Origin of the sequence: Rhodopseudomonas sp. P2A-2r (genome assembly GCF_026015985.1) — a bacterium.
GTDB lineage: Bacteria > Pseudomonadota > Alphaproteobacteria > Rhizobiales > Xanthobacteraceae > Tardiphaga.
Map to the genome: position 1 here is coordinate 5050201 of NZ_CP110389.1, position 13298 is coordinate 5063498.

A 13298-nucleotide genomic window follows, 5' to 3' on the forward strand; every position below is an offset into this window, starting at 1 on the left:
GCTATGCTTAACCCCTGATTGTCAATGCAGAACATCGCCGGATGCGGTTAATGCCGGCGGGGCGACTATATGGCGCGGGGGCCGCTCTTATGCCGCTCATATGTCACATAGGAGAAATCGGCGCTGTCATCCGGGCCGGCAGGATGCTTGATGCGCGCCACTTCGTCCCATTCCGCGGCATCAATGGCAGGAAACACGGTGTCGCCATCGGGCCTGGCATGAACCTCGGTGATTTCGAGCCGATCGGCGATCCCCATCCATTGCGCATAAATGTCGGCGCCGCCGATCACCGCAATCTCAGTGGCTAAACGCCGCAGCGCATCGCCCTGCGCCACCATGCGGGCAGCTTCCATCGAGGTCGTGACCACAGCGCCCGCAGCCTGGTACTGCGCGTCGCGCGTGATGACGATGTGGGTTCTCCCGGGCAGCAGCCGAGGCAGCGACTCGAAGGTTTTGCGGCCCATGACGATGGGCTTGCTCATGGTCAGCGCCTTGAAGCGCTGCATGTCGGACTTCAGCCGCCACGGGATCGCGTTGCCCTGCCCGATCACGCCGTTCTCGGCGACAGCAACGACGAAGACGATCGCGATGCTGGACTTGTTAGTCGCGTTCAAACCGCGACCTCGGCCTTGATATGCGGGTGCGGATCGTACCCTTCCAGCGTGAAGTCTTCATAGCGAAAAGCAAAAATGTCCTTCACCTCGGGATTGATGGTCATCACCGGCAGCGGCCGCGTCGGGCGGGTCAGCTGCAGCCGCGCCTGTTCGAGGTGATTGGAATACAGATGCGCGTCACCGAGCGTGTGGATGAAGTCGCCCGGCTTCAGCCCGGTGACCTGCGCCACCATCATCGTCAGCAACGCGTAGGACGCGATGTTGAAGGGCACGCCGAGAAACACGTCGGCGGAACGCTGGTACAACTGGCAGGACAGCTTGCCGTTCGCCACGTAGAACTGAAACAGGCAGTGGCACGGCGGCAGTGCCATCTTGTCGACGTCGGCAGGATTCCACGCCGTCACGATCAGCCGGCGCGAATCCGGATTGCGCTTGATCATCTCGACCACGTTGGCGATCTGGTCGATCGCCCGGCCGTCGGCCGCCGGCCACGAGCGCCACTGCGAACCGTAGACCGGGCCAAGATCGCCATTGGCGTCGGCCCATTCGTCCCAGATCGAGACGCCGTTATCCTTGAGATACTTGATGTTGGTGTCGCCGGCCAGAAACCACAGCAGTTCGTGAATGATCGCCTTCAGCGGCAGCTTCTTGGTGGTCAGCATCGGGAAGCCCGCCGCCAAGTTGAAGCGCGTCTGGTGGCCGAACACCGACAACGTGCCGGTGCCGGTACGGTCATGTTTTTCCGCGCCGTCGGCGAGGATCCGCTCAAGCAGGTCGTGATATTGATTCATGTCGGCAACTGCGAGCCTTGGAGTGGCGTGGGAGCCGGCGAACCTAGCGCCCAATCGCCGACTGGACAGCCACGATTCGACGCTGACACCGGATTATACCCTGGAAAATGGCCCCCTGCCCCGCAAACGGCAAGGGCCGGATCCTGGGATCCGGCCCTTGAAATCACGCCACAATCTGGCGCGTGGTCACATGGTGGGCTTGAGCACCGCCGACCATTTGGCGACTTCGCTCTTCACCAGGGTTGCCAGCGCGGCCTGGGTGCGGCCTTCCGCCTTCGGGATGTCCGATCCCAGATCGAGCAGCCGCTTACGGACGTTCTCGTCGTCCAGTGCCTTGGCGGCGGCGGCGTTCAGCTTGGCGAGGATCGGCGCGGGCGTCCCCTTGGGGGCGAAGATCGCGTTCCAGGCCGACACCTGATACTTCGGCAGGCCGGCTTCGGTGGTGGTCGGCAGGTCCGGCAGTGACGGGTTGCGCTCCGGTGTCGCCACCGCATAGGCCTTGATGGTGCCGCCATTGATCTGCGGCACGGCGTTGACGATCTGGTCGCACATGTAATCGACCTGGCCGCCGACCAGCGCGTTCATTGCGGGCCCGGTGCCGTTGAACGGAACCCCGGTCGGCTTGATCTCAAGTACCGAGTTGAGCAACTCGCAGGATGAGTAGGACACCGAGCCGATGCCGGCATGGGCCATGTTCATCTTGTCGGTGTTGGCCTTCACGTAAGCCACGAATTCCTTGAGGTCCTTGGCCGGAAAATCCTTCTTGGCAAGGATCAGGATCGGCGTGCCGGCGAGCAGCGCGACGGGCTCGAAATCCTTCTCGGGATGATAGGCCAGCTTCGGATAAAGCGGCACCGCGGCGGCATGGGTGCCCATGTGGCCGGTGATCAGCGTGTAGCCATCCGGATTGGCGCGCGCCGCGCGCGTGGTCGCGGTGGTGCCGCCTGCACCCACCACGTTCTCGATGATGATGCTCTGGCCCAGCGTCTTGGCCATCTCGGCAGTGACGATGCGGGCAATGATGTCGGTCGGTCCGCCGGCGGCGAACGGCACAATCATGGTGATCGAGCGGGTCGGATAGTCCTGGGCCTGGGCGGAAGCGGCAATCGATCCGAGGCCGGCCAGCGCGAGACCGGCGGTCGCAAGTGTGCGACGAAGGTAGTTCATGGCGTTCTCCCCGAAATTTTATGTCATCGCCAGCGCGATACATTCCGGGCAACTGAATACACGCCGCGGCCCGAAGTCCATTCGACTTCGGGCCGCGGCGCAACGCCGCAGGTCAGTTTTCGGATTCGACGAACACCTCGTCGCGCTTCTTCCGCAAGGAGGGAAGCAGCGCCAGCACCAGCAGGAAGGCCGAGATCGCCATCAGGCTCGCCGACAGCGGACGGGTGAAGAATACCGTCGCATCGCCGCGCGAGATCAGCAGGGCGCGGCGCAGGTTCTCTTCCATCAGCGGTCCCAGCACCATGCCGAGCAGCAACGGCGCCGGCTCGAAATCGTGCTTGATCAGCCAGTAGCCGAGCAGACCGAAGATGCCGGCCAGTACCACGTCCATCGGCGCGTTGTTCACCGAATAGATGCCGATGCAGCAGAACACCACGATCGACGGGAACATCAGGCGGTAGGGCACGCGCAACAGGCGGACCCAGATTCCGACCAGCGGCAGGTTGATCACCAGCAGCATCAGGTTGCCGACCCACATCGAGGCGATCATGCCCCAGACCAGTTCGGGCTGCTTCTGCATGACCTGCGGGCCGGGCACGATGCCATGGATGGTCATCGCGCCGACCATCAGCGCCATGACGGCGTTGGGCGGAATGCCCAACGTCAGCAGCGGAATGAACGAGGTCTGCGCCGCGGCGTTGTTGGCGCTTTCAGGCGCCGCGACACCTTCAATCGCGCCGCGGCCGAACCGCGACGGATCCTTGGCGAGCTTCTTCTCCAGCGTATAGGCCGCGAACGACGCGATCACCGCGCCGCCGCCTGGCAGGATGCCGAGGATCGAGCCCAGCACCGTTCCGCGCAGGATCGCCGGCGCAGAATCTTTCATGTCCTTGCGGGTCGGCATCAGGCCGGTGACCTTCTGCTGAACCAGTTCGCGATCGCCCTCGCCGCCCGCATCGAGGTTGCGGATGATCTCGGCAAAGCCGAACAGGCCCATCGCCACCGTGGCAAAGCCAAGGCCGTCGGCGAGTTCGGGGATGTTGAAGGACATGCGCGACGCGCCGGTCTCGATGTCGGAACCGACCATGGACAGCAGCAGGCCGAACACGATCATCGCGATCGCCTTCAGCACCGAGCCCTTGGCCAGCACCACCGCGAAGATCAGGCCGAGGACCATCAGCGAGAAATATTCCGCAGGTCCGAACGCCAGCGCCAGCTTGGTGAGCGGCGCGCCGAGCACCGCAATCAGCACAGTCGCAACGCAGCCGGCGAAGAACGAGCCGATCGCCGCAATCGCCAGCGCCGGACCGGCGCGGCCCTGCTTGGCCATCTGGAAACCGTCCAGTGCGGTCACGACAGAGCCAGCCTCACCGGGAATGTTGACCAGGATCGAGGTGGTGGAACCGCCGTATTGCGCGCCATAATAGATGCCGGCGAGCATGATCAGCGCACCGACGGGCGGCAGGCCGAAGGTGATCGGCAGCAGCATGGCCACCGTGGCGATGGTGCCGATGCCCGGCAGCACGCCGACCAGCGTGCCGACCAGCGCGCCGATCAGGCAGAGCAGGATGTTCATGGGAACGGGAATCGACAGGCCATGCAGGAACGCCGGCGACCACTGCACGAACTGGAAAACGACGCCGAAGCCGAGGCCGAGATTGGAGAAAAGATCGCCCATGATGCCCTCAGCGGTTCAGAAACGTCGGCAGCATCTGCATCGGCAGACCCAGCCCGTAGGGAAACAGAATCGCGCAGAACGCGGTGAGGCAGACGCCAACGATGAAGGTTTCCTTCCACCGCGTCTCATGGGTGCCGAGCGCAGCGATCATGAAGCTCGCCATCGCGGCGAAGATCATGCCCATCGGGCGAATGCTAACGGCGAAGCTCAGGATCGCCAGCGAGACGAACAGCGGTCCGCGCCAGGCATAAACCGCGAGCCTCGGCCCTTCGGTCAGCACGCCGACCAGCATGATGGCAAAGCCAAGCCCGAGCAGCAGGATGCCAAACATACGCGGCGCGGTTCCGGCACCAAAGGAGAAGCCCCGCATGCCCTGCAGGTCGCTGGAAGCCCAAAGTGCGAACGCCGCAATCGCGACCAAGGCGAGACCGCCAAAAAATCCTGCGGTGCCTTTATCCAGTTCGGCAGAACTGAATCCCCCGGCACATGGCTCGGCATATCACTCATCGGTCGGTTCCCCCTTGTAACGAGCCTGTCGCCCACGTCTTCTGGTTGGCTTCATTCAGCCTCCAGACCAAGCCTGCCTAGCGATTTTCATTGGAGAATGCCAGCGAAACCAAAACTGTCCCCACCACGCCATCACACAACAACCATAGCGGGTTGAGCCGCGTGGCAACCGACAAAACGGCGGCAACGGCCGATCGCGATCGCCGCTGGACAGACCAAAACCTGCCCCCAGGACTGGCCCCTCCGATCAACCGGAGGCCAGCCCGCCGTCAAGGCGCCAGCGGCAAGAAGCCGGAGTTCAACGGCAGCGCGGCTTTATCCCCCTCTATTTCCGTCCTATATTGGGGCTGCAGGCTTGCCTGGCGTGCTGACCTCGGGCTTAAGCCGGGATAGAATGAAACAGACGGCGCGAGTCGGCCACGGTATCGCCGCCGGCCCGCGTGTGGCTTTTGAACGACGGGACCGACCTGATGGCTACCGATCATATCCGATACGACGTCCTGGCCCGTGACGCGTTGCGCAGCGTGCTGCGCCGCGTGCTGACCGACGCCGCCGAACACGGCCTGCCGGGCGAGCACCATTTCTTCATCACCTTTGTTTCCACCGCCGACGGCGTGAAGCTGTCGCCCAGGCTGCTGGCGCAGTATCCGGAAGAAATGACGGTGATCCTGCAACACCAGTTCTGGGATCTGGTGGTGACCGAGGACCGCTTCGAGGTCGGGCTGTCGTTCAACGGCATTCCGGAGCGCCTAGTGGTGCCGTTCAACTCGATCAAGAGCTTCTTCGACCCGTCCGTGCAGTTCGGGCTGCAGTTCGAACCGTCCGAGACCGCGGCAGAAACGGCCAGTGCCAGCTTGGCTGCGGACCCAGCGCCCCCTGCTCCCCCGGCGCCGGGCGACGACGAGTCTCCAAAGCCGAGCGAAGGCGCCGAGGTCGTTCGCCTAGATCGTTTCCGCAAGAAATAAGCCTTCCGGCCATCAAGGATGCGCGCGCCGCGCAGCGGCACTAAACTTATGCGCCGCTCCGGCGTTGGTGTGGCCACCGCAACGGACAGCAACCCATGCCCCACGCCTCGAAGACCACCGGCTCTACCCGCACCGAGACTGACAGTTTCGGTCCTATCGAGGTGGCGGCCGACCGCTACTGGGGCGCGCAGACCGAACGATCGCGCCAGAACTTCCGCATCGGACATGACCGGATGCCGATGCCGATCATCCGCGCCCTCGGCATCGTCAAGCTCGCCGCAGCGCAAACCAATCTCGAACTCGGCCTGCTCGACCAGCGGCGTACCCGGGCCATCGTCCGCGCCGCACGCCAGGTGATCGACGGCAAGCTCGACGAAGAGTTCCCCCTGGTAGTGTGGCAGACTGGTTCTGGCACGCAGACCAACATGAACCTCAACGAGGTCATCGCCAACCGCGCCAACGAATTGCTCGGCGGCGAGCGCGGCAGCAAGAAGCCCGTGCATCCCAACGATCACGTCAACATGAGTCAGTCGTCGAATGACTCGTTTCCGACAGCGATGCACATCGCGGCAACCGAAGGTATATTGAAGCAACTCATTCCCGCTTTGGATGAACTATCAGTTGCGTTGCGCAAGAAGGAGAAGGCGTTCGCGACCATCGTCAAGATCGGGCGCACCCATACGCAGGATGCGACACCCCTGACATTGGGACAGGAATTCTCCGGCTATGCGGCGCAAGTCGAGAGCGGCATCGCGCGCCTGCGCAGCGCGGTGAAGGATCTTTACCCTCTGGCGCAGGGAGGCACCGCAGTCGGCACCGGCCTCAATTCAAAACCACGGTTCGCCAAGCTGTTTGCCAAACATGCGGCCGCGCTGACCAAGCTTCCCTTCGTCAGCGCGCCGAACAAGTTCGAGGCGCTTGCATCCAACGACGCATATGTCTTCGTGCACGGCGCCATCAACGCCGTCGCGACCGGCCTGTTCAAGATCGCCAACGACATCCGCCTGCTCGGATCGGGTCCCCGTTCCGGGCTCGGCGAACTGATCCTTCCGGAGAATGAGCCAGGCTCATCAATCATGCCGGGGAAGGTAAATCCGACACAATGTGAAGCGATGACAATGGTATGCTGCCAGGTATTCGGGAACCACACGGCCATCACGGTGGCCGGCAGCCAGGGTCATTTCGAGCTTAACGTGTACAAGCCGGTGATGGCGCATTGCATGATGCAGTCCATCCAATTGCTGGCGGATGTGTCGCGTTCCTTCACGGAAAACTGCGTAAGCGGGATTCGTGCCGACGAGAAAAGAATACAGGATCTGATGGAGCGATCGCTGATGCTCGTCACGGCCCTCGCGCCGAAGATCGGATATGATAACGCCGCCAAGGTGGCCAAAATTGCACACAGCAGTGGAACCACGTTGAAGGAAGAGGCTGTCCGGCTGGGCTTCGTAACGCCCATAGAATTTGACCGGCTCGTTCAGCCGATCAAAATGATACACCCTGGCTAGACGCGCAATCGACAGTAACTTCTTATTGAGGATGCGCTGGCGCCGAAATAGTTATAATTTATAAGGGCTAAGTGCTTAGACCGAACCTCTATCGTCGATGGTTTTCACCGTGATAGAGCAGAAGACGACAGCGAAAGGATTCGCAACGGTATATATTTTGTGACGTCGAGTGGAATAACGGAGTATTATTTGGTGTTTGAAACCAGATTTACTGCTCGAACGTACAACTACCGGATGGTGAGCTGAAAGTTATCGCTCAAGAATTTTTATTGAATGACAGGAGAGATCATGGGCGACCTGATCAATCTGAACCGATTTAAGAAACGTAGCGCGCGAGACGAAGCGGCCAAGCAAGCCGAGGTAAATCGTGCGCAGTTCGGCCGGACCAAAGCCGAGCGTAATTTGCAAGAGCAACGCACAATCCGTGCGAATAATTTGCTGGATCAGCATCACATTGATGGCGAGGACGCATCATGAAATCGCCCGTAGTTAAACGTTCAATCGTCGTCGCAGGTCACAAGACCAGCGTCAGCCTCGAAGAGGCGTTCTGGAACGGCATGAAGGAAATCTCGAACCTTCGGGACATGACACTCTCGGAGCTCGTCGGCGAGATCGATACGAATCGGCAGCAGGGCAATTTGTCCTCTGCAATTCGACTGTTCGTGCTGGACTACTTCCGTACGCGCGCTGTTCCGCATCGCCCCCAGGAACACAGCCTCACCATGTGAGCGCAACGGGCGCCTGCTTCAACTGATCCGATGCAGGCGTTCATCGTCGGTGCGCTCTCAAGGCCGCCGGGACCAGCTCGAGTTACTGTCGCGCTGAGTTCGCCGGCGGCGTCAGCACAAGCGGAGGCGCGGGCCGCGGCCTTGGCGAGCGTGCAGCACCGGGAGCAGGTCTGATTTCAATCGGCGCAGGCAACGGCGCAAGCTGCGGGCTGACCGATGGCGTAGTCGAATCCTGCGGCAACGCTGCAGGGCGTGGAAGCGCTGGCCGCGATGGCGTCCGGCGCGGATCGCGACCGGGAATCGGCACGTCCGCGGCCGGCGGTAAGGCCAGCAATTGCGAAGCCGAAGGCTCCGGCGGTTTTTCCGCGGGAACAATCGGTGCGATTGGCGCGACCGCTGCGGGCAGCGTGGCCGGCGGAACTTCACCGCGTTCGAGCGAATCCAGCCGGCGCGTTTCGCGATCGATGGCCCGCACTGCCAGCCACGACGACAGCGCCGCGATGTCCAAGGTGCGCTCGAGCCGGTCCGGCGATCCCGCCATAAACAATTGTATCTCGGGACGTGCGGTTCCCGATGCGCCGGCCATCGACGTCAGCGCAACGCGAACGTCGGTCTGGTCGGCAGCAAGGTCGTAGCCGCCCGAGACGATGGCGCGCGCACTGCCCCCATCGAGCGTGGTGGCGCCGACCCGCAAGCGACCGTCCTTGATGAGGAAGGGATCTGCGCGGCCGTCACCGGAAGCGCTGCGGTCGCCAGTGACCGTTCGACGATCTGCCGCAACCGGTTGTCGTCCGTGGCCTGCCCGCTGTCGCTGGCACGGATCGCAATATCGAAAGCGTCGGGGTTCAGCCCGGCGATCCGTGCCGCGTCGATGGAGAGCAAGCCGTTGCCGGACAGTGCCCCCTCCAGTCCGAATGCAGTACGGCCCTGGGTAGCAAGAGTCGCGCGCAGCGACACGCGACCGGACGGCATCGCCAGTGCACGATAGCGCAATGCTGCGCCATCGACGTTGGCCATCTGGATGCGGGCATTCAGAGCCAGGCCGGTCAGGCCTGGCTTGATGTCGATATCGGCGGTGACGTCGCCGCCGCCGACATTGCCCTTGATGCTCTCGATGCTGAGCGACTGCCCGTCGCTCTTGATGACACCGCTGAGCGGCCGCAGTTCGATGCCGCCCGGCAACGCGCCGCTCAGCGACTGAAACGCCAGCTGGCCGCGCCAGCCCTGCAGCAAGCCGCGGCCGAGCGGTTCCGTCGCATCATGCCCCCGGGCGCCAACCACGAGACCGAACGCCGGAGCGAGTTCGATGGCATCCATTCCGAGCTGACCGTCGATGGTCTTTTCGGTGCCGAAGGTGAGCGCGAGGCGACCGCGCAGCCGCGCGCCCGCCACTGTGCTGTCGATGTCGTCGAGCGTGAGCTTGCTGGCGGCCAGGGTCGCGCGGGCCGAAAAACCAATCGTCTGCGCCAGCGCGTCGGACGCCTTGAGATCGAACAGCGGCGCGACATTGGCACGGCGGACCGCGAGCGCGAGCACGGCTTTCGGCTGCTCAGCCCACGGTTCGGCCGTCCCCTGCGCGTCGGCGTCGAGCTCTGTACCTGCAAGCCTGACCTTGACGCGCAGCGGCGCGCGCCACGTCCCGGTCGCAGAGCCCTCGAACCCCAGCGGCGCATCTCCCGCAGCCAGCACGCCATTGAGACCGAGCAGTGTCAGCAGCTGCGATCCACGGTCCGCGGCAAGCCGGGATTCGACGGTGATTTCACTGCGCGACAGCGCGTCGATATCGAGGCTCCGCATGGCCGCAACGGACGGCGTCGCCGTGAAAGTCGTCACACCGCTGACCTGCGGCGCGGCGATATCAACCACGGCACGCGCGCTTGCGCGGTCGGGCTGGCTGCTATCCCGGCCGAGGTCGAAGGTCAGCTTGATATTCGTTCTACCTGGTGCAGGCGACAGCGTGTTCAGCCGCGCCGCCACCGCAGGCGCAAGGGGCGCCAGCAGCGCTGTCATTTTCGTCAGCGATGCCGACGCGGCGCTGAGCGCCAGTGTTCCGGTCGCCTCGGTCCGGTTGAACGAGCCGCTGCCTTCCAGCAACAGCGTGCTGGCTTCGCCGATTTTGAGACGGTCCAGCGATATCGTCTCCGGCCCGTAACCGAACTGCGCGACGAAAGGGTGCATTTCCTGACCGGCCGATACGGCGCGATCAATGTTCAGCGAGAGCTGGGCCACGTCCGGCCAATCACCGGGCGGCCCCGCGAGCGAACGCAGCAGCGCTGCTGCGGCATCGACATCCAGCCGGTCCGCCTTCACATCCGCCTCGAAGCGCGAAGCGCTACCCGCCGGATTCGAGAGCGCGACCCGCCCCTCGACGGTGCCGCCATCGATCTCGGCCTTGATCGCGTCGATCGCGAAACGATCCGCGGCCACGCTCACGTCGCCGCGCAGGCGGAGCGGCTTCTGGCTGCGGTAGGTGACCTCGCTGCGGCCCTGCAGCCAGGCAGCCAGCGTATCGGGGTCGTTGGAGTCGAGACTCACCGCGCCCTTGAAGTTGCCCGACGCAGCGCCCGGGGCGATCCCGCTCAGCGTGACGCGGGTCGCGCCCGGGGCGCGGAAATCCAGCCTGTCGATGGTCCAGGCCGTGGCATCGCCATGCAGATCGGCGGCGAGATTCTGCACCGGACGACCGCCCAGCATGATCTGTTCCGCGCTGACCTCGACCTGGGTCGCAAGCGGCGGCTGCGGAAATTCCGCGAACAGCTTGCGGAGCTGCGGCAGCAGACGACCTGGCGCCCCTGCAGCGACGTCCCTGGCGAGCAGCCGGTCGGCGTCCAGTTGCCGCGCCGACAGCACGGCATGGAGCAGCGGCGACGGACCGAAGCGGACCTCCGCGAGGCCAGCAAGCTTCAGCGCCATATCCTCGGGACCATAGCTGATTTCGATCTGCTCGAGCTTTGCTGCGGCCGGATCGGCCTTGAGCCGCGCCGACAGCCGCCACGGCGACGGCGCACGGTCGGTGGCAGGCTCCGCCTTGGGGCCGGCAGGTCTGGCCAGGATCAGCCCGCCCTCGAACCGCGGCGCGCGGCCGTCGAAAAACAAGGTGCCGTCGAGATCGACGGAGAGCGGCCGCTGGCCGGGATCGATGGTGAGATGAACGCGGGTACCGTTCCCGTCAACAGTCTGGCCCGACGACACACGGAACGGATAGCGCGCGCCGTTCAGCGAGAAGTTGCCGTCGCCGCGGATCGCCCCGGCCAGGGAGCGCACGTCGCCGCTAAAGGCAATGTCATTCAATTCCAGCGTGCTACGGCTGGCCGCATCGTGCAGCGCAATACGCCCAGTCAGGTTCAGCCGGTCGATCGCCAGAGTGCCGAGGTTGAAGCGGCCGGTGGAGGTAGGCAGGTCGATGCGCCCCTGGGCGTCGAGGCCGAGATCCAGTGCGGCGCCGTTGATCGTCAATTCGGTGGCGCGCCATTCGCCGCGCATCAGTGAGCTCAGACTGAACTCGACGTCGAGCTTGTCGGCGCGTATCCGGCCGCGATCGTTGGCGCCGCCGACCATCACCGAACGCAGCCGCAGCGACGGCGCCGGCAACAGCCGCGCATCCAGGGCACCGGCGACGCGCACCGGCGCGCCGAGCACGCGCGATGCCTCGGCTTCGAACTGCGGCCGAAATTGATTCCAGTCGACGAAATACGGGCCGACCAGTGCGGCGACCAGCGCTATGATAAAGGCAATCGCCAAGCCGAGCAGCGTCGTCTGCACGGTATCTCCCTTAAGCATGTTCCGGCAACATGCGGCCCGCTTCACATAGCAAAGCCTATTCCAACGCGCCCACATTCGCGATGCCGCCCGCAAACGTCGCGATGGTCGCACTGAACTCACACCCGAAAGTCCGCTATATATACGGATAACTGTGGCGAAGTCACAGCATGCGTGAGCGGCTGCAAGCTGGCCTGCGGTAAATCGCCGTCTAAAGCGATTCGGACGTGGCCCGCTCCGGCGCGTTCGGCGCGGCAGCAGCGCGGTGCAGCCGTCCGGCAACGGCGCGGACCTTGCCTGGGGAGGCCATCCAGATCGCGGTGGTGGCCACGGCGCTCACCACGATTCCGATGGCGAAAGCCGGTGTATAGGTGCCGCAGATATCGTGGATGATGCCGGTGACCAGCGGACCGGCAGCGCCGCCGGCCAGCGCAGCGAGCATAAGGGTGCCGAAAATGCTGCCGAAATGCTCGCCATGAAAGATCTCGGCGACCACTGCCCCCATGATCGACGTCACGCCGTAGCCGAGCAGCCCCTGCGAGATCACCATCACATAGACAAGCGGCAGGCTCGGCGCATATTCGAGGCCGATCAACGCCGCAAAGCAGATGGCGAAGCCGACGCTGCTGACAGTCCAGATCCATTCGCGGCCGATCCGGTCGGAGAGATGGCCGAGCAGGATCTGGCCGGGGACGCCGAACAGGCTGACCATGCCCAGCGCCCAGGCGGCCACACCGGGGCTGAAGCCGATATCGATCAGGTATTTGGTCTGGTGGACCTGGACCGCGTACCAGGCATAGAGCCCACCGAACAGGCCGAGGGCCAGCCACCAGAACCGCGCCGTCCGCATCGCGCGGCGTAGCGTCCAGTCGACGCTGACCCAGGCGTGGTCGACCACATTCGAGACTGGCTTGAATGCCGCGGTCGGCGCGTCGTCGCCATCGGGCTGCAGCCCCATATCCTGCGGCCGCTTGCGCAGCAGCAGGTTGATGGGGAGCAGAACGACCAGGACCAGAATGCCAATGGTCGTACATGCGGTGCGCCAGCCGCTTTGTTCGATCATGTGCTGCACCCACGGCAGCACGGTGATCGATCCGATGCCGACGCCGGCAAAGGCAACACCGATGGCAAGTCCGCGCTTGCGAATGAACCAGTTGGGCAGGAACAGCGATTGGCCGGAATAGCCGAGGCAGACGCTGCCGGCCCCGACCAGCACACCGATGGTCAGATAGAGGTGCCAGGGTTTTGTGGTCAGCGGCGCCAGCAGCAGGCCAGCGGCCATCAAGGCGACGCCGAGTTCCATCACCGCGCGCGGCCCGGCGCGATCCATCAGCCGTCCCATCAGCGGGCTCATGATCGCCGAGATCAGAAAGCCGAACGAAAAGGCGCCGGCGGTGACGCCGCGCTCCCAGCCGAACTCCTCGATGATGGGCGGAAAGAACAGCGAGAACGAGGTCCGCGCGTTGACGCCAATAGCCATGGTGACGAAGGTGACGGCGATGACGATCCAGCCGTAGAAGAACGGAAGCCGCATGTCGGGCCTTTGGATTGGACGCACGCGTCGCGTCAGGAACTGCTGGA

At 63.9% G+C, this 13298-nt stretch carries 12 protein-coding genes; 4 read left to right on the top strand and 8 right to left on the bottom strand.

Annotated features, from left to right (window positions below; genetic code table 11):
• Positions 1–65 precede the first annotated feature (65 nt).
• The 5 genes from ONR75_RS24430 to ONR75_RS24450 form a co-directional block, all read right to left on the bottom strand.
• Entirely contained in the window at positions 66–590 is a 525-nt protein-coding gene (locus tag ONR75_RS24430; protein WP_265083783.1) for a dihydrofolate reductase, read from the bottom strand.
• 20 nt (positions 591–610) lie between these two features.
• On the bottom strand, positions 611–1405 hold the full coding sequence (locus ONR75_RS24435; RefSeq protein WP_265079525.1) for a thymidylate synthase: 795 nt from the start codon (positions 1403–1405) through the stop codon (positions 611–613).
• Positions 1406–1591: 186 nt separating this feature from the next.
• Positions 1592–2572 carry a tripartite tricarboxylate transporter substrate-binding protein gene (locus ONR75_RS24440; RefSeq protein ID WP_265079526.1) on the bottom strand — a complete coding sequence of 327 codons (981 nt, stop codon included), beginning with the start codon at positions 2570–2572 and terminating at the stop codon, positions 1592–1594.
• A gap of 112 nt (positions 2573–2684) precedes the next feature.
• On the bottom strand, positions 2685–4250 hold the full coding sequence (locus ONR75_RS24445; RefSeq protein ID WP_265079527.1) for a tripartite tricarboxylate transporter permease: 1566 nt from the start codon (positions 4248–4250) through the stop codon (positions 2685–2687).
• 7 nt (positions 4251–4257) lie between these two features.
• Positions 4258–4671, bottom strand: coding sequence for a tripartite tricarboxylate transporter TctB family protein (locus ONR75_RS24450; RefSeq protein WP_265079528.1), 414 nt, complete (start codon positions 4669–4671; stop codon positions 4258–4260).
• 556 nt (positions 4672–5227) lie between these two features.
• On the opposite strand from ONR75_RS24450, the gene ONR75_RS24455 reads away from it, so the two are divergent.
• From ONR75_RS24455 to ONR75_RS24470, 4 genes are all read left to right on the top strand, one after another.
• Complete coding sequence (locus ONR75_RS24455) at positions 5228–5722, top strand: SspB family protein (protein WP_265079529.1); 495 nt, start codon at positions 5228–5230, stop codon at positions 5720–5722.
• Between the two features lie 95 nt (positions 5723–5817).
• A complete protein-coding gene (gene fumC / locus ONR75_RS24460; protein ID WP_265079530.1) occupies positions 5818–7230 on the top strand; it encodes a class II fumarate hydratase in 1413 nt (470 codons plus the stop codon).
• Positions 7231–7518: 288 nt separating this feature from the next.
• A complete protein-coding gene (locus ONR75_RS24465; protein ID WP_265079531.1) occupies positions 7519–7707 on the top strand; it encodes a DUF4169 family protein in 189 nt (62 codons plus the stop codon).
• Complete coding sequence (locus tag ONR75_RS24470) at positions 7704–7958, top strand: ribbon-helix-helix domain-containing protein (protein WP_265079532.1); 255 nt, start codon at positions 7704–7706, stop codon at positions 7956–7958. The genes ONR75_RS24465 and ONR75_RS24470 overlap by 4 nt, the downstream gene beginning before the upstream one ends.
• Positions 7959–8040: 82 nt before the next feature.
• Here ONR75_RS24470 and ONR75_RS32570 read toward each other — a convergent pair whose 3' ends face one another.
• The 3 genes from ONR75_RS32570 to ONR75_RS24480 form a co-directional block, all read right to left on the bottom strand.
• On the bottom strand, positions 8041–8544 hold the full coding sequence (locus ONR75_RS32570) for a hypothetical protein (protein ID WP_320109651.1): 504 nt from the start codon (positions 8542–8544) through the stop codon (positions 8041–8043).
• Positions 8545–8549: 5 nt separating this feature from the next.
• Positions 8550–11720 carry an AsmA family protein gene (locus ONR75_RS24475; RefSeq protein WP_320109652.1) on the bottom strand — a complete coding sequence of 1057 codons (3171 nt, stop codon included), beginning with the start codon at positions 11718–11720 and terminating at the stop codon, positions 8550–8552.
• A gap of 208 nt (positions 11721–11928) precedes the next feature.
• The gene (locus ONR75_RS24480) at positions 11929–13251 is read right to left on the bottom strand and encodes an MFS transporter (RefSeq protein ID WP_265079533.1); all 1323 of its coding nucleotides are present in this window, start codon (positions 13249–13251) and stop codon (positions 11929–11931) included.
• Between the last annotated feature and the right edge of the window lie 47 nt (positions 13252–13298).